The sequence below is a fragment of the Polaribacter aquimarinus genome (genome assembly GCF_003129485.1).
GTDB classification, from domain to species: domain Bacteria; phylum Bacteroidota; class Bacteroidia; order Flavobacteriales; family Flavobacteriaceae; genus Polaribacter; species Polaribacter aquimarinus.
In genome coordinates this window covers 203457-225053 of the sequence record NZ_QFFG01000003.1, presented here as the reverse complement: position 1 = coordinate 225053, position 21597 = coordinate 203457, and the positions used below count along the sequence as shown (strand labels likewise).

At 28.4% G+C, this 21597-nt stretch carries 21 protein-coding genes; 5 read left to right on the top strand and 16 right to left on the bottom strand.

The window, feature by feature from the left end; genetic code table 11:
• The first annotated feature begins 10 nt into the window (after positions 1–10).
• Genes DIS07_RS08180 through DIS07_RS08170 form a run of 4 tightly spaced genes read left to right on the top strand, consistent with a single transcriptional unit; the run spans position 11 to position 4289 of the window.
• A complete protein-coding gene (locus tag DIS07_RS08180) occupies positions 11–1042 on the top strand; it encodes a hypothetical protein (protein ID WP_109404759.1) in 1032 nt (343 codons plus the stop codon).
• 11 nt (positions 1043–1053) lie between these two features.
• Positions 1054–1221 (top strand): hypothetical protein, encoded by a 168-nt coding sequence (locus tag DIS07_RS15080; protein ID WP_181374567.1) that lies wholly within the window; start codon positions 1054–1056, stop codon positions 1219–1221.
• The gene (locus tag DIS07_RS08175; protein WP_109404758.1) at positions 1221–3434 is read left to right on the top strand and encodes a hypothetical protein; all 2214 of its coding nucleotides are present in this window, start codon (positions 1221–1223) and stop codon (positions 3432–3434) included. Before DIS07_RS15080 ends, DIS07_RS08175 begins: the two co-directional genes overlap by 1 nt.
• Before the next feature lie 3 nt (positions 3435–3437).
• On the top strand, positions 3438–4289 hold the full coding sequence (locus DIS07_RS08170; protein WP_109404757.1) for a hypothetical protein: 852 nt from the start codon (positions 3438–3440) through the stop codon (positions 4287–4289).
• Between the two features lie 272 nt (positions 4290–4561).
• Here DIS07_RS08170 and DIS07_RS08165 read toward each other — a convergent pair whose 3' ends face one another.
• The 12 genes from DIS07_RS08165 to DIS07_RS08110 all read right to left on the bottom strand — a co-directional run bounded on the left by DIS07_RS08165 (position 4562) and on the right by DIS07_RS08110 (position 15999).
• Complete coding sequence (locus tag DIS07_RS08165; protein WP_109404756.1) at positions 4562–4825, bottom strand: membrane lipoprotein lipid attachment site-containing protein; 264 nt, start codon at positions 4823–4825, stop codon at positions 4562–4564.
• A gap of 250 nt (positions 4826–5075) precedes the next feature.
• Positions 5076–6608 carry a hypothetical protein gene (locus DIS07_RS08160; protein ID WP_109404755.1) on the bottom strand — a complete coding sequence of 511 codons (1533 nt, stop codon included), beginning with the start codon at positions 6606–6608 and terminating at the stop codon, positions 5076–5078.
• 9 nt (positions 6609–6617) lie between these two features.
• Positions 6618–8909 (bottom strand): FdhF/YdeP family oxidoreductase, encoded by a 2292-nt coding sequence (locus tag DIS07_RS08155; RefSeq protein ID WP_109404754.1) that lies wholly within the window; start codon positions 8907–8909, stop codon positions 6618–6620.
• Entirely contained in the window at positions 8902–9711 is an 810-nt protein-coding gene (fdhD, locus tag DIS07_RS08150; RefSeq protein ID WP_109404753.1) for a formate dehydrogenase accessory sulfurtransferase FdhD, read from the bottom strand. The genes DIS07_RS08155 and fdhD overlap by 8 nt, the downstream gene beginning before the upstream one ends.
• Positions 9712–9926: 215 nt before the next feature.
• Entirely contained in the window at positions 9927–11102 is a 1176-nt protein-coding gene (locus DIS07_RS08145) for a class I SAM-dependent methyltransferase (RefSeq protein ID WP_109404752.1), read from the bottom strand.
• 7 nt (positions 11103–11109) lie between these two features.
• The gene (locus DIS07_RS08140; protein ID WP_109404751.1) at positions 11110–12192 is read right to left on the bottom strand and encodes an AI-2E family transporter; all 1083 of its coding nucleotides are present in this window, start codon (positions 12190–12192) and stop codon (positions 11110–11112) included.
• Positions 12192–13469, bottom strand: a complete 1278-nt coding sequence (locus tag DIS07_RS08135; protein WP_109404750.1) for a hypothetical protein — start codon at positions 13467–13469, stop codon at positions 12192–12194. Before DIS07_RS08135 ends, DIS07_RS08140 begins: the two co-directional genes overlap by 1 nt.
• 56 nt (positions 13470–13525) lie before the next feature.
• Positions 13526–14185, bottom strand: a complete 660-nt coding sequence (locus DIS07_RS08130) for a pyridoxamine 5'-phosphate oxidase family protein (RefSeq protein ID WP_109404749.1) — start codon at positions 14183–14185, stop codon at positions 13526–13528.
• Positions 14185–14703, bottom strand: coding sequence for a GNAT family N-acetyltransferase (locus DIS07_RS08125; RefSeq protein ID WP_109404748.1), 519 nt, complete (start codon positions 14701–14703; stop codon positions 14185–14187). The genes DIS07_RS08130 and DIS07_RS08125 overlap by 1 nt, the downstream gene beginning before the upstream one ends.
• 2 nt (positions 14704–14705) lie before the next feature.
• Positions 14706–14996: a DUF1272 domain-containing protein gene (locus DIS07_RS08120; protein ID WP_109404747.1), complete on the bottom strand. Its 291-nt coding sequence runs from the start codon at positions 14994–14996 to the stop codon at positions 14706–14708.
• A 10-nt stretch (positions 14997–15006) separates the two neighbouring features.
• Positions 15007–15459: a pyridoxamine 5'-phosphate oxidase family protein gene (locus tag DIS07_RS08115; RefSeq protein WP_109404746.1), complete on the bottom strand. Its 453-nt coding sequence runs from the start codon at positions 15457–15459 to the stop codon at positions 15007–15009.
• A 21-nt stretch (positions 15460–15480) separates the two neighbouring features.
• Positions 15481–15999, bottom strand: a complete 519-nt coding sequence (locus DIS07_RS08110) for a DinB family protein (RefSeq protein ID WP_109404745.1) — start codon at positions 15997–15999, stop codon at positions 15481–15483.
• An 84-nt stretch (positions 16000–16083) separates the two neighbouring features.
• Here DIS07_RS08110 and pdxR point away from each other — a divergent pair, with 84 nt between their 5' ends.
• Positions 16084–17562, top strand: coding sequence for a MocR-like pyridoxine biosynthesis transcription factor PdxR (gene pdxR, locus DIS07_RS08105; RefSeq protein WP_109404744.1), 1479 nt, complete (start codon positions 16084–16086; stop codon positions 17560–17562).
• A gap of 85 nt (positions 17563–17647) precedes the next feature.
• Here the strand turns inward: pdxR and DIS07_RS08100 are convergent, their stop codons facing one another.
• From DIS07_RS08100 to DIS07_RS08085, 4 genes are all read right to left on the bottom strand, one after another.
• Complete coding sequence (locus DIS07_RS08100; RefSeq protein WP_109404743.1) at positions 17648–18526, bottom strand: RluA family pseudouridine synthase; 879 nt, start codon at positions 18524–18526, stop codon at positions 17648–17650.
• Entirely contained in the window at positions 18526–18942 is a 417-nt protein-coding gene (locus DIS07_RS08095) for a VOC family protein (protein WP_109404742.1), read from the bottom strand. The genes DIS07_RS08100 and DIS07_RS08095 overlap by 1 nt, the downstream gene beginning before the upstream one ends.
• 143 nt (positions 18943–19085) lie before the next feature.
• Positions 19086–20771, bottom strand: coding sequence for a gamma-glutamyltransferase (gene ggt, locus DIS07_RS08090; RefSeq protein WP_109404741.1), 1686 nt, complete (start codon positions 20769–20771; stop codon positions 19086–19088).
• 178 nt (positions 20772–20949) lie between these two features.
• The gene (locus DIS07_RS08085; protein ID WP_235869113.1) at positions 20950–21540 is read right to left on the bottom strand and encodes an acyl carrier protein phosphodiesterase; all 591 of its coding nucleotides are present in this window, start codon (positions 21538–21540) and stop codon (positions 20950–20952) included.
• Between the last annotated feature and the right edge of the window lie 57 nt (positions 21541–21597).

Below are 21597 nucleotides of genomic sequence, written 5' to 3'. Positions count from 1 at the left end.
TTTATTATTAATGAGCTTTTATTCAGCTAATAAAAATTTTATTCATATTAAACTTCATTCAGAGATGAAGGGGATTTCTGATAAAGAAAAGTTGGGTAAATATGAAAATATAAAAGTTGAAACGAGAAAAAGATTAAAAGAAGCTTACGTAGTATCTAACAATTTATTTGAATTTTATGAGGAGACTTTTGAACACCTCCTTTATTTTGAACAGGAATTCTTAATAATAAACTTATTTTTTGAACAGAATTGCAATAGAATTTTTAACTATATAAAATTTGGAAAATTATCTGAATTAAAATTGAATAAAAAGTTTTTATTTTCTTACAAATTTATTAATTACATGAATAATTGTTCTTCAGAAGATGAAGTCACTGATTTTTTAAAAGTTGAATTAACAGAATTACTTTCATTAAAACCAGGAGATTGGGATTCTTTAACAATGCATCGAAATTCAATAGTGAAGAAATACGCAATATGGCTGATAACTTCTAATAAAACAAAGGTTAATATAAAATTAAATAATTATAGTTATTTGTTATTGTGTAAAATCTGGAATCATTTTGAAAATTATACTGAACACTTTGATGAGAAGTCAATTGTTTTTTATAATACAATAAATGAAAAGTTTAATAAATTAATAAACAAAGGAGTTTATGTAAACTTAAATCAAATAGTATTTGAAATAAAAACTTTTATGAAAGGTTCACTTTTTAAAGATTTAAATTACTATCCAATTATAGATAATAAGACAAAATCTAATAGTGGTTATAATATACAGCGAAATAGGTTAAATGAAAATATAAAGCTATCAAACTTTCTTTGCAAGTCATACAAAAAAGAATCATATGGCAATATTTTTAAAATGATGATTGGTAAAGACGATGTTTATTGCGATATGTTTAAAAAAGAGGTTAATGATAAATTAGATCAATTAATACTCCCAAATAAACAAGATTTAGACGCTATTATTAAATCAAATTTTGAGGGCAAACAAGAGCAAATAAAAAAGGAATTCTTAAGAAGGTTATATATATATTAAAAATTAAAAGCATGAATGAAGAAGAATATTTAGAAAAGTTAGTTGAAGATTTTGGTGAAATAAATGGTTATTCAAGTAAAGAGAAAAATGAATTCTCTACTGTACTCAAAAAATTGATGGCTTTAAAAGACAAAGAAGGTTCTTTTGAAGAAATCATAGAAATTATAATTAAGGAATAATGATAAAATTCATAGATTATAAATTAACGAAACAGCCAGACACAATATCTGAACAAACTTTTATTCCAAATAATAACCTTAACGAGTTTATTAATAGCGGAGAAGGTGGGAATTCACGAATATTAGTCATAAAAGCATCAAATAGTTCTGGTAAAAGTTTTCTTTTAAACAGTATTGCTTATGCATTCAGAGCGCTAGAATTGCCCGATGATGAACTTTCTCCGACCTTAAGAAGGTCGTTGAATTATTTAATAGATAAAGAACATCAAAAAATTAATTTCGAAATTGATATAGATGATCCTGATGGTTTTAAAATCAACAGCAAGTTCAATTATTTAGATGAAAATGAAATAAGAATAACAGATAAAGAAGGGAGTTCTTTGAAAATAGATTCTAATGAGTTTTCAAATAGATATAAATTATTATATGATATACCAGAAAATCCTTTGGATAGAATATATAAATTACTAAATTCTATTAAAGATTTTAATGGAGATATTTTAGAGAATCTTAACCCTTTAGATATAAGAATTAGAGATATACTAAAATCAATTAAAGATGAAAGAGATGAAGTAGTCATAAAAAAAATACAAGATAGAATTAATAGCAATCTTGAATTAAAAAAAAATCATGAGGATAAATTTAATAAGTTAAAAGAGAAGCTTAAAGACATAGAAAATTATAATAATTTAATTAGACTAAAAAAAAGTATAGAATCTAAATCTCGTAAAGAAATTGAATTTTCAAATATCGAAAAAGAGTTAAGATTATTAAAACCAAGTTCTAGATTAAAACCAAATACGGATAATAAAAAAAAGATTTCAGCTCTTAAAAAAGAAATAAGAAATCTTAATATTTCAGGTCTATTAAACTATTGTAAAGATGAAATAGTTGAGAATAAATATTATGAGAAGTTTACTTTTTGTTTCTCAAAAACAGACATCAATTTGTTTAATTATTTATTTGATAATTCAGAGTCGATAGTAAATGATTTATTAGTTTATGATATTGAAAAAATATACAAATTTTTAAAAGGTATAGAAAGTTTTAAGAACATATCGTTAGATAAAGTATTCAAAGATCTTAAATCTGAATATAATGAAGTTGATTACAGGTTTATAAAAGATTTAAAAAATGCATTTTTTAAATACCAAGAAAACAGTTCAGGAGATGAAATAATTGTCGAATTATTTGATAAGAATCCAGGTTTAATTATTGAACAATTAGATGTTTATGAAAATAAATTGAGTATTGTTGATGATTTAAATAAGTTACAGAAAGATTTAAATAATACTTTAAGTAGACTTGAAGGAAAAATAAAGAATGGTCTTGCTTTTTCAAAAAAATTGTCAAAAGAAATTACTAAAAATAAGAATGCTAATAATAATTATGATAAGAAATTAGAAAGAGCTAACAACATTAAAGAATCTATTAATCGAGATTATTTAGAAATTGATAAATTACGAAATACTCTTGAAAAGAATGGTGTTAAATTATCTACTCTAAATGATGTAAATAGTAGAGAGAACTTGCGTGAAAATTTATATTTTAAAAATAGTTATTGTAAGGGGGCAGAAAAAGAGCAAATAGAAGAATATAAGAAAGAAATAAAAAAAAGTGAGTTGTTCTTAGTTACTTTAGATAAAGCTTTGTTAGATGATAACGTAAAGTTTAAAGTAGAGGACTCTAAGAAATCATCTAAGTATGCTTTAAACCATGGAGAAATTCAAATGTTCAGTAATAAGTTAAGTTTTTTTACAAGATATATGGTTCAAAGAAATAATCTCATTAGTGATAAAGGTGAACTAAATTCTGATGATTCATTAGAATATAAATCGTACATGAAAATTATTGGAGAATATGTAGCATCACTTATGGGTAATAAAATTATTTATCAGGATAGCAATGTTGAGATAGCCTATATAGATTATTCAAGTAAGACTCCATATTTTGTGACTCCAGAAGATAAAAAAATAGCTTTTTCAGATTTTAGTGGAGGTCAAGGTTCTAGCAATTATTTAAAAGCAAAACTAAATATTAATGAAGAAAGAAAATTTATCGTATTAATTGATGAAATTGCTAACATGGATAATAAATCACTTGATATGGTGATAGAAAGATTGAAGGAGTTAGACGAAAACAATAAATTACTTTTAGCGATATTAGTAGAACCCGCAAAAGAACCTAAAACATTTAACATTAGAGCATATTAAAAAATGGATAAAGAATTAAATAATTTTAAAAGAATACTACAATCAAACTTTATAGAAATTGGAGATAAAGACAGTGTGAATGTGTTAAAAAATAATGATGAATCTCTTTTTTTATCAATTACAGAATGTGGTTTAAAGTGGCAAAAAAAGAAAATTGAAAGTTTATTCGAAGTAAGTTCTATATATAAAGATGAAATTAATAGTGAAACTTTTAAAAAATATATTGAATTCGAATTTATTTCTGAATGTCTGAAGCCTTCTAAAAAAAACTTTTACTTTATTAACTTAAATGGTCTTTATTATTTAGAATCAAAAAAAAATAAAAACCTTAAAAGTTTTTTAGTTAAGAAGTTACAAGATAGCTTTTACAAAGAAATTAAATGGGTTTTAAAAGATGAAGAAAAGTTAATTGTTAGTTTATTAATTATTTTTAATGCATTTAGTGAAAATGAGGCTTTTGTATTCACAAATAATAATGAAATTAAAATATGGGAATTTATGAAGGAAGACTTAAGTAAGGGTTTAGTTGAAGTTGGAATTTGTCAATCTTTTCAAGAAAAAATAGATGCTAAAAGCACAAAATATGCTTCAGGTAAAAACTTCCTTTCTGGTCAGCCAAGTATATTATCCCGAACAGGTTTATTTATTCCAAATAATGGAAATTATCATTTAGAATTGAAGACTGATGCAGATTATGATTTTTTGGTTTCTCTTTTATTTGATGGCTATGGTTACAGTGAGAAATTGGCTTACGTGGAGTTAATAGAAAAGCTAGGTAGGGGTCTTTTTATGAATTCTGTAATAGAAGATATTTTTGATTTTAATGATAAATTAAGGGGGGTAATTTTGCATTAGAATTCGTAAGATGTTAGAATTATAATTTTATAATATGGGAACACTTTTAGGTACACTAATAAGAATATAAAAGAGGTAAGCACTATAAATACTAACAAAACTAAAGAAGGTTCGAATCCTTCAGGGCTCACATAAAGCTTCACAGAAATGTGAGGCTTTTTTGTTTTTTTATTTACAAAAAGAGCAACTCAAAAGAGTTACTCTTAATATATAACACTATAGATGGGGTGTTATATCATTATAAACATACTTGTGGGAGTAGTTATGTCTAATTATTTTTTTACAACAGAAGTAAAAACCTTTAAAGTATCTCTCTTTATGATTGACGCTTTATTGTCTAGAGTTACTTTAATTACATGTTCAGGGTTAGAAACCTGAAACACATAACTATACTGTCTAAAAGAAGTAATATGATAATTTGGATATTCTTTTTCGACTGTAGATTTGTTTGACTCGTAGTGTTCAAGTTCTGTTTTTATAGGCTGGCAACTCGTCAATACCCCTACAAATGTTAAAGCAAATAACACTTTTTTCATAATAAAAATTTTACAATTAATAAAACAACTATTATAAAATAGACAGACAGGTACTAACTTTGTAGAGGGCTTTAAATTTTAGTTATCCTGATGCTATAAAATATAATAGCAACTAAATAATACTTATAAAGTCAGGGAGCTTTAATAAATGATATAACATGTTAGAAAAACTAACAGGTTATGAATTTTATTATAAATTTAAAAAGAGGGTACATCAATAAGGGGATATTGATGTTGCAAATGTATAAAATTATTTTAGTTTTAAAAAAGAAATATTATATTTTATTCCTAAGTTGACAAAGGGACTGCTTAAATCACCTCCTTTAGCCATAATATAACCACCTGCACCTCTAAGACTTAATGTACTAGATAGCCTGTAATCTATACCTATACTAGGTTTTATGATTAAACCTTCTCCAGTTGAAATAAACCCTCCTCCAGCTGCACCAGCTAAAAATTGTGTGAAAAAAGTAGTAGAATCATTAAAAGGAAGCTTTATTCCTACACCTACAATACCTTCTGCATAAGCTCCTGCATTTCCAAAATTTGCAAAAGAGGTTTGACCAGATAAATAAAGATTTTTATTGAGATCTAAGTTAACTTGTAAAGATATTTGATGTAAATTTTCTGTAGGTTCAGTTGTTCTTTGTGCATTATAATAAAGATCTTGTTTTAAAATAATTTCCAAACCTTTAAATTTTCCTTTTTTATAATTCTTATTTTTAGTTACAATTCCGTCTTTTTCTATGTAATATTTTAATCCTAATCCAAAAGAAGAAGAGGTAAAGTGGCTATCAGGAGATACTACAAATCCTTTATTTACAGATAAATAGATGTCGTTAAATACTTTATGTTCTAAAGATAAATCAGGATACAGTAAAACACCACCTCTAGTATCTACACCACCACCACCACCAGCACCAATACCAAATTTAGCTAATATGTTAGTTTTATTTCTGTTTAAAGAAAAGAAATAACCTGCACCTAAAAATACGTCCATATAACCAGCATCAATGCCGTCAAAAGCACCATCAACTTTTAAGAAACCAAACCAATTTTTATTCATATAAGATGCAATTTCAAATCCAGCTAACCTAATAACCTCACCATTATATTTTATACCATTAATATTTTGAGAATCTCCTTTTATAGAAAGGTTGTTGATATGAAGCATCATTGAAAATCTATTGGTTTTGTTTTTCCAATCTGATTTTTTTGATTTATGAAGTGGAAATTCACTTTCATTGTATGAATAATCTGCATAATTAAAATTTAAAGGAATTTCAAGACCAAAATTTAATTGGTGTCCCTTAATAGCTCCTTTATCAAAAAAGTTAACATAGCTCCAACCAGTATTCACTGAGAAATTTTTAAAATTATATCCTAAATTTACATGTGGTAAAATAAATGCACCACCTCCGTCTGGTGCTCCTGCGCCACCACCACCACCGAAATGAAAACCAGAATCTATATAAAAATCATCAGACAAATACTTTTTTAATCCTGCATTAACACCCAATGTAAAGAAACCGCCTCTAGCTCCGGCAATAGAACCATAAAGACCAATACCCGTATAGAAATTGTTTTTTAAAATAAGGTTATAATGAATCCCAGAAAAACCCATGTTAGGTTCGTTTGGAATAGTAGTAATTGGCATTTCGATAGATAAGAAATCAATTTTTGCAAACCCTTTTTGAGTGTTTTTTTTAGGGAAATTCTCAGACTGAGAGAATAAAAACTGACTAGAAATTAAAAGAGTAAATAAGAATTTGAACTTTTTCATTGTTTAAAATTATCTTTTAGAAATAGTAATAATTACTGTTTTTGAAGCAGGTGTATTGCTAATATCTGCTGTACTTTTAAGAGGAACTAATACATTTGCTTCAGGAAAATAAGTAGCTGTACATCTTTCAGGTATATCATAGGGAATTACTAAAAAGCCTTTTGCTTTTCTTTTTTCTTGATTGAAATGACTAATCAAATCAACTAAATCGAATTTTTTTAAATTTAAAGACTTGATATCATTTTTATTCATTAAAATAACTCTTCTTTCATTTAAAATCCCTCTATATCTATCATCCAATCCGTAAATTGTGGTATTGTATTGGTCGTGAGTTCTAATGGTCATCATTAAAAACTGATTATTTTGTAATTCAATTTCTGATGGTTTATTCAGGCTAAAATTTGCTTTACCAGTTTTGGTGGGTTCAAAATTATTTTCTCTTGCATTGTTGGGTAAGTAGAACCCTCCTTTGTTTCTAATGCGTTTGTTATAATCATTAAAACCAGTTATTGTCACTTCAATTTTATCACGAATAAAATCATAATTAGAAATAAGTTGAGACCAATTTGTGCTTGTGCTTTTTAAAGTTGCATTGGCAATACCAGCAACAATAGCAGGTTCACTTAATAAACTTTCAGAACAAGGATTCAAAGTTCCTTTAGATTGATGTACAACTCCCATTGAATTTTCAACAGAAACAAACTGCTCACCTGAACTTTGAAAATCTTTTTCAGTTCTTCCTAAACAAGGTAAAATCAAAGCTTTTTTACCAGTAATTAAATGACTCTTATTTAATTTTGTTGATACTTGAACTGTTAAGTTGCACTTGCGTAAAGCCTCAGCTGTAAAAGTAGTGTCAGGAGTTGCAGAAATAAAATTACCACCCAATCCAAAAAATACTTTTGCTTTTTTTTTGTGCATTGCTTCAATAGCATCTACTACATCTAAACCGTGCTTTCTTGGTGCTTTAAAATTGAATTCTTTTTCTAAACTATCTAAAAAATTATCTTTTGGCCTCTCCCAAATCCCCATTGTTCTGTCTCCTTGAACATTAGAATGACCACGCACAGGACAAGTTCCAGCTCCTTTTTTTCCAATGCTTCCTTTTAATAGCAAAATATTTACAATTTCTCGAATATTATCAACTGCATTTTTATGTTGAGTTAATCCCATTGCCCAACAAATAATAATATTTTTGTTATTAATGATGAGTTCAGCTGCTTCTTTTATTTTCACTAAAGATAAACCTGTTTGTGGTAGTAATTTATCGATAGAATACTTGTCCAGATCTTTTAATAAATCATCAATTCCGGCTGTTTTTTCTTTGATAAATTGATGATTAAATACTGAATTTGGTTCAGTATTTTCTTTCTCTTTCATCAATTTTAAGATTATTTTTAGCAAAGCTACATCACCATTAATTTTTACTTGCAAGAATAAATCTGTTAAATCTTGGCCAGAACCAATCCATTTTAAAGGGTTCTGCGGGTCTTTAAAATTCATTAACCCAACTTCAGGAAGTGGATTTATGGTCATTATTTTTCCACCTCTTTTTTTAGTTTCACCCAAAGCAGTTAACATTCTTGGGTGATTTGTTCCAGGGTTTTGCCCAATAACAATCACTAAATCTGCGTGATTAAAATCATCTAAAGTTACAGAGCCTTTTCCAATTCCTAAAGTTTCTGAAAGTGCAACGCCACTAGATTCGTGGCACATATTAGAACAATCTGGTAAATTATTTGTACCGAATTGACGGACGAATAATTGATATAAAAAAGCAGCTTCATTACTAGTTCTTCCAGATGTATAAAAAATTGCTTCATCTGGAGAATCTAAAGAGTTTAACTGTTCAGCAATTATTTTAAATGCATCTTTCCAAGAGATTTCTTCGTAGTTGTCTTTTCCTTCAGGTAAATACATTGGATGTGTTATTCGTCCACTTTTACCAATTTCATAATCAGATAATTCAGATAATTCTTGTAGAGAGTGTGTTGCAAAAAATAATGGAGAAACTTTGTTTTTTGTAGCCTCTTCTGCAACTGCTTTTGCACCATTTTCACAATATTCAGCTAAAAAAGCTCTTTTATCATCTGGATCTGGCCAAGCACAACCTGGGCAGTCAAAACCTTTGGTTTGATTCAATTTAGATAATAACTGAATTCCTTTTTTTATACCAACTTCATTTTTAATATGTGTAAGCGCAGTAGTAATAGCTTTAACACCAACAGAAGTTTTTGGAATTTCTGTTAACCGAATACCTGTTAATTTTTCTGGTGGCTGTTCTTTTGGGTTTTTAGACATAACTCACGTTAGTTTTAACAAATGATGGATTTGAATAAATGGTCATTTTATCACCTCTGGTAAAGCCTATCAAACAGATTCCAAATTCTTTAGCAAAATCTACAGCTAATGAAGAACAAGCAGAAACAGCAACAATAATGGGGATTTTTGCCAAAAAAGCTTTTGATACAATTTCATAAGATACGCGTCCACTTACTAATAAATATTTAGCTTCATCTAATTTATTACGAATCAATAAATCACCTATAGTTTTATCAACAGCATTGTGCCTTCCAATATCTTCTCTTATAGTTAAAAGTTCTTGTTGTTTATTAAAAATCCCAGCAGCGTGACTACCTCCAGAAGTATTAAACGTATTTTGAAAGACTATCATTTTAAGATACATTTTATGTAACTCATCACTTGAAAAATGATAAGTTTTGCTAAACTTATTTCCATCAACCTTAATATCTTTTAATTCTTTTTTTCCACAAATTCCGCAAGAAGAAACGGACAATAAACTTCTTTTATTTAAATATCCTCTCCCTAAATCATTTTTAGGAATTGTTATATTTACAATAGAAGGAATCTCATTTTCTTGTTTTTTAACTTCAAAAGAGAAAGATTTTTGTTTTTTATAAATATCTTCTGCAAACAATAAACCTCTAACTAATTCTATATCATCGCCTGGTGTTCGCATTACAACTGTATAAGCTTCTCTATTGATGTTTATTTGTAAAGGTGCTTCAACCACCAAAATATCTTCGATAGAAGTTTTTGTGTTTTGATGAATTTTTAAGCCTTGATATTTTAGCGTTTGCATGAGTGGAAAGTTTAACTTTCTATACAAACTTAATGAAAAAGTAGTTGATATAAAATAAAAGTCTCGAAAGTGAATTCGAGACTTAACATTAAGTGGTTTATACCCCTAATAATAAAACACTTAAATGTGTTACGAAGTTAAAGAATTAATCTAAAAATATTTAACAAAGGCGGTTTTATTTATTAACAAGTTCTTAAAGTTGTTGATAGGCTTAATTACAATTTATAACAAATCAATACAACTAACTCGTTGTTTGTTAGTGTTGTAAAAAATAAAAAAGTAGAACCACCGTCTTTAATTTTTGTCTCTTTTCTGATTTGGGCAACAGATTTCGGAAAATTTCGAATCGTAATATTGGCTTTGTTTTCAGCTAAATAATTTTTAATTTTCTTTTTATGATAAGGAATTACTTTTTCAATTTTAAAAACTCTTCCAGGAAAATTTATCAGTTCTTTTGATGTATATAAATGGGAATGTTGATGTAATTTAGAGACGTTTAATTGATGAGAAATTTGATGAAATCCCCCAGATTTTAAGATTACTGCATTAGGTTCATACAAATAAGAAAGCGGTTTAGAATATTCTGAAGAAACATTTTCTTGATAAATAAATTCAAAAGATTGAAAATCTTTTTTACCAATATTTATAGTCTTAATTTGGATCGATTCTTCAAAATCTTTTTCAAGCAGAAATAACAATTCTTTTACTTCATTATTCACTGCAATTATGTGAATTTCTTTCACAAATTTTAATTCATTAATTGCACTAGTAATGTCAAGAATTGGTGAGTTTTTAATGAGAATTTGATTTGATTTAGAAAACATAAAATCTAAGTTTTCTGGAACATTTGGCAAACAATCTTTTAATAAAAAAACTTTCCCTTTTTGATCATTTCTTCTTGAAGGATCAATATAAATGCAATCGAACTTATCTTTTGTTTTTTTCAGTAACTCAATTCCATCACCTGAAAAAGTAGTTATATTTTTTACTTTTAATTGTTGATAATTGTGTTTTACAATTGTTGATAAAGCTTCATTTATTTCGCAATGTGTTATCTCTTTAAAATGCTTTGAAAAATAGAAACAGTCTACACCAAAACCTCCTGTAATATCAATAATTGAATGACCAGAAAGGATTTCTGATTTGTATTTGGCTGTAATTTCTGAAGAAGTTTGTTCAATGCTAATCTTTGCAGGATAATAAATATTTTCTTCTTGAAACCAAGTTGGTAATTTATGCTCAGATTTTTGTTTGGCAATAATTTGATTAGCTAATTCTTGAGCTAATACACCCTCAAAAGGACTTCCTTTTAAAATCAGTTTTGTGATGTCTGTTTTTAAATAATCAGTAATATATTGCTGAACTTCTGGTTGTAGAATTGCAAGATTCAAAACGTCTTTAAATGTCTTTTGTGATGGATTTTACAATCTTATTGTCTGACAAAAACTCTTTTAAAATAACTTTTAAAGCAGTGTATAAAGGCACAGCTGTAATCATACCAACTACTCCAAAAAGTAAACCTCCAATAATAATAATTAAGAAAATTTCTAAAGGATGAGATTTTGTGGTTTTTGAAAAAATTATTGGCTGACTCGCAAAATTATCTACTAATTGTGCAATAAAATATCCAATCATTACATAAATGGTAGTTGGTAAAATCTCATTCTGAAAATCTTGCCCAATGTTACTTGTCATTGATAAAATAAACATAATTACTGCCCCAATCATAGGCCCAACATATGGAATTAAGTTGAGCAACGCACATAAAAAAGCTATGACTACGGCGTTATTTATTCCAAAAATTAATAAAATAATCGTGTATAAAACAAATAAAATGGTGATTTGAAATATCAATCCAATAAAATATCTTGATAATAAATCGTTAATGGTTTCTAATGATTTTGAAAATCTTCCTTCTTTACCATTAGGGATAATGGTCATTACTCCTTTTTTTAATAGTTGACTATCTTTCATAAAAAAGAAAGAGATAAATAATACTGAGAATAAACCGACACTTAAAGAGCCTAAAGTTCCTAAAATTGAATTTAAAAAATTTGGAATTTCTTGAAACTGAGATAAAAAATCTACGTTTTTTAATTCTCCCAAAACATCAATTCCCTTTGATGAAAAATAAGCTGTTATTTGATTAAAAACCTGTTGAACATTAGCTTGTAATTTATCTACTTCTAATAAAGATAAACTCTTGCCTTGTTCTGCTACTAAAGGGATAAACATTAAAATTAAACCCGTTAAAAAACCTAACATCACAATCATTGTAAAAATAACTGCTAAGGTGTTTGGAAATTTTAATTTCCTTCTTAAAAACAGGATAATAGGTCTTGCAATTAAGGATAAAATTGCAGCAATAATAATGTAAACAATTACAGATTGAATTTTATATAGAAAATATCCTAAAAGGAAAATTCCGAAGAGAATCCCTAAGGCTCTTAATATTCCGTTTGCTATTGTTTTCGATGTCATTAGTTATATCCTTTTACAGTTCCCATACTTAATTTTCTACCTTTACCAAAGGTATGATTTGTTGGTAATAAAGTGCCGCTTTCTGTGGTAATCCAATCTTCCCAAGTAGCTGGAGTTCCATTCATTCTTCCATTTTTTAAATACATTTTGTAGCTTTTAGGAACAAAAGTTGAATCTAAAATCCAAACATAAGAATCTCCAGGAGTTGTGCCACCACTTGTATATGTTACTCGTAAAGCATCTTTATCATTAACTTTTTCAATGTTTCTTACAACACCATCATCAAATAATTTATGAGGTGCAACTAACCAAAATGAATCGTTATTAAAAATATTCCAAGCTCTTTTTACAATTTTTTCATCTTGAATTTCTTGCTTTTCATCTTTAAAATAAACAGTGCTTTTTTCGATATCAGCTGGAAATAAATTTACACGAAAATCATCCCAAGAAACATCTACAATATGTTTTTCTTTATCCCATTTAAAATGTCTTTTTCCTGCAAAACTCCATTCTAAATAATATGTTTTTTTGTAATTTTTGTGTTTAATAGCTTTTAAAATTTTATAAGAAAGTTCGTTCGCTCTTTCGTTATACGCTTTTACTTCTCCCATATTTAACTCCATCCCAAATAAAGAAAGCTTGTGTTTTGTAGGTAATTTTATACCTGCTTCTGTATTTTTCCAATCTGACCAAGTTGCAGAAACGCCACCTATGGGAATGATTGTAGTCCACATTTTATAGGAAATAGGAAAGTAGTTTTCGTCTAAAATCCATAAATAAGAATCTCCAGGAGTTGAGCCTCCAGATTTATAAGTAATTAATAAAGCATCTTTGTTATTGTGTTTTACAATACTTCTTTCTGTGCCTTTATCAAAAATTTTGAAAGGAGCAATTAACCAAAAAGAATCATTATTAAAATAATTTTGAGCCTGTTTTATAAGTTCATTATTCTTTGAGAGTTTTCCATCAATGTATAATTCAGATTTTTCAAAATCTTTGGTATTTAGCGTCACTTTGTAATTTGCCCAAGAAATATGTACTATATTTTCTTGTTTATGCCAAGTATAAAAGTGTTTGTTTCTAAAACTCCATTTTAAGATTTCAGTTTTTTCAAAAGCTTGATGATTAATTGCATTAAACATTTTAATAGCTAAAGCATCTGCTTCTTTGCCTTTTTTTCCTTCTGGTAAAGGCTCATTATTTGCGAAATAATAAATTCCTCCAGCAACTATTAAAAGCAATAAAATAATTCCAATAAATTTAAAAAGCTTCTTCATTTTTTTTTAGAGTTAAAAAAATCAGAAGCTAAAATATCAATTTTTAAAAGAAGAAACTATTTGTTTGCCTCATAATAATCTAAAACGTGTTTTGGAATTTCCATTTGTCGTGGTTTTCCTTCATCAGGAATTGGATATTCAGCGACTTGTTTTATAGGTACCAAACCTGCCCAAACATCTAAATTATAATCTTCTGGCTCATCACCAACACCGACATCTCTAATTTTTGCAGAAGCTGTTTCAATCGTCATTTCTAAGGTTAAAGTTCTATCAAATTCTTGTTGATTCATTTCTCTAATTCCATCCCATCTGCCTTTCATCATATGTTCCATAAAACAAAAAAGTGCAGCGTTTTTAGCCTCTTTTTCCTCAATTTTTTTAACAGAACCAAACAGTGTTGCAGATCTGTAATTTACAGAGTGGTGAAAACCTGAACGCGCTAAAACTAACGCATCTAAATGCATTACAGTCATACTCATTGTGCCTTCTTTTAAAAGTGTGGTTAACATTCTATTAGCATTAGAACCGTGCAAAATAATTTTGTTATTCATTCTTCCGTAAGCCATAGGAATTGTAATTGCTTTTCCGTCGAAAACATAACCAACATAGCCTATAAAACCAGCATCTAAAATGGTATTTATTTTTTCTACATTGTAAGTTGCTCTGTTTGCACCTCTTTTAATTCTATTGATTTTTGATTGTTCGTATGTTTTCATTATTTCAATTTTTTAACTAAAACGTGATTTTTATATCCTTTGTTTTCGACAACAAAATCGATAAAACCTGCTTTTTTATAATTATTCAATTCGTAAAATTGAATTGCTTTGTAATTAAGAATGTAGGTAACCAACCAAATAACATCGAATTTTAATTCGGTTACTTTTTCAATAACCTTATGATGCAATTGGCTTCCTAATTTCTTTCCTAAAAAATCATTGAGAATATAAATTTTATCTAACTGACAAACCCTCTTTTCTATGACGAAATCCAAAGTTTTATGGAGTATCACTTTAGCAAAACCTACAGGAAGTTCATCATCATAAATAAGCCAAAAAATGTTGTTTTTATCTTCAAGGTCTTTAGTGATTTTTGAGACATTAAAAGAGGCATCACAAAAAGATAATACTTCATTTTTGTTTTCTATATATTGACTATGAGATTCGTTAAAGGTAATTCTACCTAACAATGCTATAATTTGTGTATCAGAGATATTGGCTTCTTTTATAGTAATCATTTTTATCTTTTTGAGGGTTGGGTTTCTTTATAGTAATCTGAGTTTAATTTTGCCTTTTCTAGATTTTTAGGTTTAAAAACTCTTTTTGTTGATGCAGGATATTTTTCAATCAATTTTAAAGGACGAATTGGACGCTCTACAAAATTTCCAGAACAACTTGGACAAACGTTTTCAAAAATTTCTACTGCACAGGTTTTACAATACGTACATTCAAAAGAACATATCATAGCTTCTGATGATGTGTTGGGTAAATCTTTGTTACAATGTTCGCAATTGGGTCTTATTTCTAACATAAACTAATTTTTAAATACGATAAGCTCTCTTAGCACTTTTAATTTGTTCTTCTTCTGTGGTATTAGGAAAAAGAATATATTTTGGAGCTATAATTGGTTTTACTTGCATTACAGTTATAACTGTTATGCTAGCAAAAGGAAAATTACCTTCAGTCATTTTAGTGAGTATTTTTTCCATCTCAAAAAAATTAGTGTGAGATTTCGTTATGATTTCGGCTGTACCTTTTAATTGATATCCTTTTTGAACTAAAATATCGATAAAGCTGATACAAACATTATTATTTTGATTGATATTTTTTACAGTTTGCGGAGAAGCAATATTGGCAACAATTATTTTATCATCTTTATAAAAACGAAATATTTCTTTAGGAGAAACATTTGGTATATTTTCATTTGATGAAGTTGCCAACCAACAAAGCACACTTTTATCAATAGATTTTTGAATTTCCTTAGTTATTTTCATCTTCAATTATTTTTTCTGTTTTTATAAATATTTCTCTTTAATAACTTCTATATGCCAAATATCGTGACCAATTATGATAAAAGCAGCAGCTCTTGCAGACATTTTTCCGTCATTTGCGTTTCCTATAAAACACAAATCATCAGTGGTTAAGCTTTGTAATAAAGCTATGGAATTATTCCTGTTGATAATAAATTCATTCAATAAATCATCTAAAGATTTTTTATCAGCATTAGAAGGTTTTATATAGACATCTTGATCATAACCCGCTAAAGCTGTTGTGTCTTTTCTTGCAATTCGAAAACATCTATAAATAAATATTCTTTCTGTATCTATTAAATGTTGTAAAATTTCTTTTATTGACCATTTTTCAGGTTGATAACTGAAATTCAATTTAATTTCAGGAATCGATTTCAAAAATGAAATCATTTGTGTTTTTCCATCAATAAAACCTTGAATCAATTCAGTTTTATCATGCAACTTATCAATATATCTTTGATAGTAGCTATCAAATTCATTCGCATTTAACACTTGTTTTTTCATTTTCTATCATTTAATGATATCAAAATTAGTATTTTTATGGACTATTTAAATCGTCCAGAATAAAAATAAATAATAGTCCAGTTTATGTTTCCATATAAAACTAGTTTTCAAATTGATAGAAAAACCAACCAAGCTTTGTATTTACAATTGTCAAATCAATTTATTCAATTAATAAAAGAAAGAAAACTAGTACCTGAAACTAAATTACCAGGAAGTAGAGTTTTATCTGAATTATTAGGAGTTCATAGAAAAACAATTGTGGCTTGTTATGAAGAATTATTATTGCAAGGTTGGGTAGAAAGTGTTCCTAAAAAAGGAACATTTGTAAATTCTAAATTGCCAAAATTAAATCAACAAAGTTTTAATGCAGATAAAGAAATTTTACTAAAAGAATCAGTAGGTTTTCAGTTTTATAAAAATTATGATTTAGAAAGAAAATATTTTAAACATCAAGACGGATTTATGTACTTAAATGATGGAGTTTCTGATGCTAGATTAACACCAACGGAAGATTTAGCAAGAACGTATAGACGTATTTGTAGTAGAAAAAATATTTATGAAGAAATGTCTTATGGCTCTCTTTTTGGTAACGAAAAACTGAGAAATACTCTTGCCAATTATCTAAATAAAACACGTGGTTTAAATATTAATAAAGACAACATATTGATTACGAGAGGAAGTCAAATGGGTATATTTTTAAGTGCAAAATTATTGTTGCAAAAAGAGGACACTATTATTGTTGGTAAAACAAATTACACTTCTGCAGATGCAACTTTTTTACAGACAAAAGCAAATTTGTTACGAGTTACTGTAGATGAAAATGGTTTGGTTAGTGATGAAATTGAGCAAATTTGTCAACAACAAAGCATAAAAGGTGTTTATGTAACTTCTCATCATCATCATCCCACAACAGTTACTTTGTCAGCAGAAAGAAGGATTCATTTACTAAACCTTTCAAAAAAATACAATTTTGCAATAATTGAAGACGACTATGATTACGATTTTAACTACAATCATTCACCTATTTTACCATTAGCAAGTCATGATACCAATGGAAATGTAATTTATATTGGTTCAGTTTGTAAAACTGTGGCTCCAGTGTATAGAATCGGTTATTTAATTGCTGCTAAAGAATTTGTAAATGAAGCCGCAAAACATCGTAGATTTATTGATAGACAAGGAGATGCTTTACTAGAATTGGCTTTTGAAGATTTTATAAAATCAGGAGATTTAGATAGACATATAAATAAAGTGATGAAGGTTTATAAAGCGAGAAGAGATTTATTTTGCCAATTATTAAAAGAAAAATTTTCTGATGTTTTTTCGTTCGAAATTCCAAAAGGAGGAATGGCTGTTTGGTTAAAACTGAATGATAACTATTCATGGGAAACTATTGCAGAAATTGCAAGAAAATACAAGTTAGAAATAGGGGAGTGGCAACGTTATGACAATGCAGACTTAGGTCATAATTCAATTAGAATTGGTTTTGCAACTTATAATGAAGAAGAAATTTATGAGTTGATAAGTAGACTTTCTAGAACAATAGAGGAAATTAAAAACTGATGTTTTCTATTGGAACTGTCATTTCGAAATGAGCTTTTTGAAGCGATTGAGAAATCTCAATAATTTATTTTATTAAGATTCCTCTTCATTCTTCATTCGGAATGACAGAGGAGAATATCTTCTTAAATTTTTTAGACAATTCCTTAGTATTAAAAATTTTTTTCTTTGAAAATGGATGCACAAACTCCAAGGTTGAAGCGTGTAAATACAAGCCTTTTCCTTTTAATTTTAATAATTCATTTCCATAATTTTTATCTCCTAATATTTGATGACCAATACAGGATAAATGTTTTCTTATTTGATGTTTTCTGCCTGTCTTAGGTTTGAGTTCTACTAAATTTAAAAACTCAAAACGTTTTGAAATAACCGATTTTAAAACGTTAAATTGAGTAGATGAATTTTTGTTGTCAACTTTTAAATTAATAGTGCCACCTAAACACATTTTGCCAATTGCAATAGCATGATATGTTTTGGTAATTTCTTTATTTTGGAATAATTCACTTAGTTTAATAATTGCTGAACTTGTTTTTCCAACGAGTAAAAGTCCGCTAGTTTGATAATCTAATCGATGAATTGGCTGAGGTTTTACAGCATCTGGTTGATTGCTTTTTTGCAAGTTTTGTGAAAGTGCATTTGCTATGGTTACAAATTTATTTCCACTGACTAAAATTCCTGCGGGTTTGTATATAATTGCTAAATAATCATCTTCAAATAAAACTTCTAAATCTAATTTTAATCTTTTAAAAGTTGATGATTTTTCTGATTCAAAAAGCTCAATTTTCTCCCCACCAGAAATATATTTTGAAGTTGTAGCTAAAGTTCCATCAATAAAAACAAGTCCTTTTTTGATGGCTTTTTTGATGCCAGATTTAGTAGGAATGGTTTTAAAAACACCCACAGCATATTCTTGAAAACGAATAGGTGTTTCTATTTTTTTTGCAATAAAAGTTTCTACAAGTTGCATTATTTCGCAAACAATTGTCCAATATCTTTAAAGGCTTTAAACTCTAGGGCGTTGTTTTCTGGGTCCATAAAAAACATAGTTGCTTGTTCACCCACTTTTCCTTTAAAGCGAATACAAGGTTCAATTTCAAATTTTGTGTTGACTGCTTTTAATCTTTCTGCCAAAGCATTCCAATCTTCCCAAGTTAACACAACTCCAAAATGCGGAACAGGAACATTATGTCCATCTACATCATTAGAAATTCTTACAGGTGTAAAACCATCTTTAACGTGAATTACTAATTGATGTCCGAAGAAATTAAAATCTACCCAATCTTGTGTTGAGCGTCCTTCTTCACAGTTTAAAACATCTCTATAAAAGGTTCTGCATTTTTCTAAATCTTGCACTGGAATTGCTAAGTGAAATGGTTGTATCATAATTTTAAGTTTCTAAGTTGAGATTTCTCCTATTGTCGAAATGACATACGTTAAATTATTTTAGTTTTGCTAACTGCTAACTGCTAACTGCTAACTGCTAACTGCTAACTGCTAACTGCTAACTGCTAACTGCTAATTGTGAATTAAAACCCAACAGCTGTATCATCTCCTCTAGGATCAGCACCACCTTCTAATGTTCCATTGGGTAATACTAATATAGCATCAACGCGACCTATAATCAAAGAATTTCTTTCTAAAATTTGATAGCCTAGAGATTCTAATTTCTGTTTTGTTTCCTTGTCAAATCCATTAGGTTCCATTCTAATGATATCTGGTAACCATTGATGATGAAAACGCGGTTGATTTACAGATTCTTGCATGCCCATTTTATAATCAACAACATTAATGATGTTTTGTAAAACGGATGTGATGATAGTAGAGCCACCAGGAGTTCCCACAACCATTTTTAATTTTCCATCTTTTTCTACAATTGTTGGGGTCATTGAACTTAACATTCTTTTTTCTGAAGCAATAGCATTGGCTTTAGAACCTACCAAACCGTAAACATTTGGTACTCCAGGTTTGCTAGAAAAATCATCCATTTCATTGTTTAAGAAAAAACCAGCTCCCTTTACCAAAACTTTAGAGCCATAACCCGTGTTTAAAGTAGTAGTTACAGAAACTGCATTTCCAAATTGGTCAACTATAGAATAATGCGTGGTCTCATCACTTTCATAACCTAAAATTTTTCCTTGAGAAACTTCTGATGATGGTGATGCTTTATCCCAAGAAAAAGATGCCATTCTTTTGTTAATGTAATTTGTATTTGTTAGACTATCAATGGGTACGTTTACAAAATCAATATCACCTAAATAATGAGCTCTATCTGCATAAGATCTTCTTTCAGCTTCCGTTAATAATTGAATGTATTTTGTTGAATTGTGTTTTATTTTTGATAAATCATAAGGCTCAATCGATTTTAAAATTTGAGCTAAACAAATTCCACCACTTGCCGGTAAAGTCATCGATGTAATATTGTAATCTCTATATGAAAACTCAATAGGATTTCGCCATATGGCTTTGTATTTTTCTAAATCTTTATGGGTAATAATTCCTCCTAATTCAGAAACATAATTTACTAACAAATCTGCCGTTTTTCCTTTGTAAAAACCGTCTTTACCAAAATCGCGAATGCGTTCTAAAGTTTGTGCTAATTCCTCTTGTTTTAAGGTATCACCTTTTTTCCATAACCTTTCAAAAAGTGTAGCGTAATTATTAGCTTTTTTAAAGTAAAATGAAGCTTTATTTAAAGAATTGGCTTGTTTTTCAGTTACGGTAAAACCATTTCTAGCTAAATCGATGGACGGTTGTATTAAATCTTTAAAAGGTAAACTTCCCATTTTTTGATGCACTTCAAAAACACCAGCTACGGAACCAGGAATTCCAACTGCATGAGCCCCCAAAACACTCTTGTTTTTTATTACGTTTCCAAGCGAATCCAAATACATATCTTTATGTGCAGTTATTGGCGCTTTTTCTCTAAAATCTAAAGCGCCTTTAGTGCCATCATTATTTCTGTAGACTAGAAACCCACCTCCACCAATATTTCCTGCAACTGGATAAACTACTGCCAAAGCAAAATGGGTAGCTATCATTGCATCATAAGCGTTTCCACCTTTTTCTAAAATGTCTGAACCAATTTTTGAAGCTTCTTCTCTTGCAGAAACTACCATTGCTTTTTGTGCAATTACACCTGTAATTTTTTCTTTTTTACAAGAGATGAAAAGAGATAAAAATGAGAGTAGGAAAAGTAGGTTTCGTTTTTTCATTCTTTGTTGTTTAATTTTTCTTTTCCATTGATGAAAAGAAACAAAAATCTAGACTGATTTTAATTTTTTTAAATTCTACTCTTTATTGCATTTTCGCATCCAGACCACTTCGTTCTTTGGATGCTTACCATTTCATACAGTTTGAATTTTCACAAAAATTAAAAGTAGGTCATTATTATTAGCTGATTAATTCACTTAATTTATTACTAGAAAACGCTATTAAATCTTTAAAAAAGAATGTAAAATCATTTTCTAATTCTGGAGTTAATTCTTTTAAATCCTCAATAGCTAAATGCATTTGCGATTTGCCTTTGGTTCTGTTGTTCATTCCGTTTAAAACACGTGCAATACCATCCTCAAATTGATAATTATACAATATATCATACTCAATCATATACTTAATAAATTGCTGCGATTTTACAGGTAATTCATCTGATTTTTCTCTAAACAAATTGTAAATGGAATGCGTATAAATGTCTAATGGAATAGCAGAATACGTTGACCAGTTTTTTGCTAAAAAATAGTCGTAAAAAATATCGATAATTACGCCATCATAATGTCGGTAACGTTCATGTAATCTGCGTTTACTCTTTCTAACAATTTCGTGAGCATCTGTATAGGTATCTATTTCTCTGTGTAAGAAAATACCTTGCTGAATCTCTGCATTAAAATGCTCAAATTGATTACCTCTAACATGATCTGCAATAAAATTGCCAATCATGATGTTGGCGTTGTTTTGAGATAAATAGAGATGGGCTAGGAAATTCATTCGATAAAAGTAAACAAAAAACCATAACTTTTAAGTTATGGTTTTTAAACATTATAA

Bases quoted from the DNA above. Each gene is read 5' to 3' on its own strand.
- DIS07_RS08180 (WP_109404759.1), top strand. From the start codon at position 11: ATGAGCTTTTATTCAGCTAATAAAAATTTTATTCATATTAAACTTCAT.
- DIS07_RS15080 (WP_181374567.1), top strand. From the start codon at position 1,054: ATGAATGAAGAAGAATATTTAGAAAAGTTAGTTGAAGATTTTGGTGAA.
- DIS07_RS08175 (WP_109404758.1), top strand. From the start codon at position 1,221: ATGATAAAATTCATAGATTATAAATTAACGAAACAGCCAGACACAATA.
- DIS07_RS08170 (WP_109404757.1), top strand. From the start codon at position 3,438: ATGGATAAAGAATTAAATAATTTTAAAAGAATACTACAATCAAACTTT.
- DIS07_RS08165 (WP_109404756.1), bottom strand. From the start codon at position 4,825: ATGAAAAAAGTGTTATTTGCTTTAACATTTGTAGGGGTATTGACGAGT.
- DIS07_RS08160 (WP_109404755.1), bottom strand. From the start codon at position 6,608: ATGAAAAAGTTCAAATTCTTATTTACTCTTTTAATTTCTAGTCAGTTT.
- DIS07_RS08155 (WP_109404754.1), bottom strand. From the start codon at position 8,909: ATGTCTAAAAACCCAAAAGAACAGCCACCAGAAAAATTAACAGGTATT.
- fdhD (WP_109404753.1), bottom strand. From the start codon at position 9,711: ATGCAAACGCTAAAATATCAAGGCTTAAAAATTCATCAAAACACAAAA.
- DIS07_RS08140 (WP_109404751.1), bottom strand. From the start codon at position 12,192: ATGACATCGAAAACAATAGCAAACGGAATATTAAGAGCCTTAGGGATT.
- DIS07_RS08135 (WP_109404750.1), bottom strand. From the start codon at position 13,469: ATGAAGAAGCTTTTTAAATTTATTGGAATTATTTTATTGCTTTTAATA.
- DIS07_RS08130 (WP_109404749.1), bottom strand. From the start codon at position 14,185: ATGAAAACATACGAACAATCAAAAATCAATAGAATTAAAAGAGGTGCA.
- DIS07_RS08125 (WP_109404748.1), bottom strand. From the start codon at position 14,703: ATGATTACTATAAAAGAAGCCAATATCTCTGATACACAAATTATAGCA.
- DIS07_RS08120 (WP_109404747.1), bottom strand. From the start codon at position 14,996: ATGTTAGAAATAAGACCCAATTGCGAACATTGTAACAAAGATTTACCC.
- DIS07_RS08115 (WP_109404746.1), bottom strand. From the start codon at position 15,459: ATGAAAATAACTAAGGAAATTCAAAAATCTATTGATAAAAGTGTGCTT.
- DIS07_RS08110 (WP_109404745.1), bottom strand. From the start codon at position 15,999: ATGAAAAAACAAGTGTTAAATGCGAATGAATTTGATAGCTACTATCAA.
- pdxR (WP_109404744.1), top strand. From the start codon at position 16,084: ATGTTTCCATATAAAACTAGTTTTCAAATTGATAGAAAAACCAACCAA.
- DIS07_RS08100 (WP_109404743.1), bottom strand. From the start codon at position 18,526: ATGCAACTTGTAGAAACTTTTATTGCAAAAAAAATAGAAACACCTATT.
- DIS07_RS08095 (WP_109404742.1), bottom strand. From the start codon at position 18,942: ATGATACAACCATTTCACTTAGCAATTCCAGTGCAAGATTTAGAAAAA.
- ggt (WP_109404741.1), bottom strand. From the start codon at position 20,771: ATGAAAAAACGAAACCTACTTTTCCTACTCTCATTTTTATCTCTTTTC.
- DIS07_RS08085 (WP_235869113.1), bottom strand. From the start codon at position 21,540: ATGAATTTCCTAGCCCATCTCTATTTATCTCAAAACAACGCCAACATC.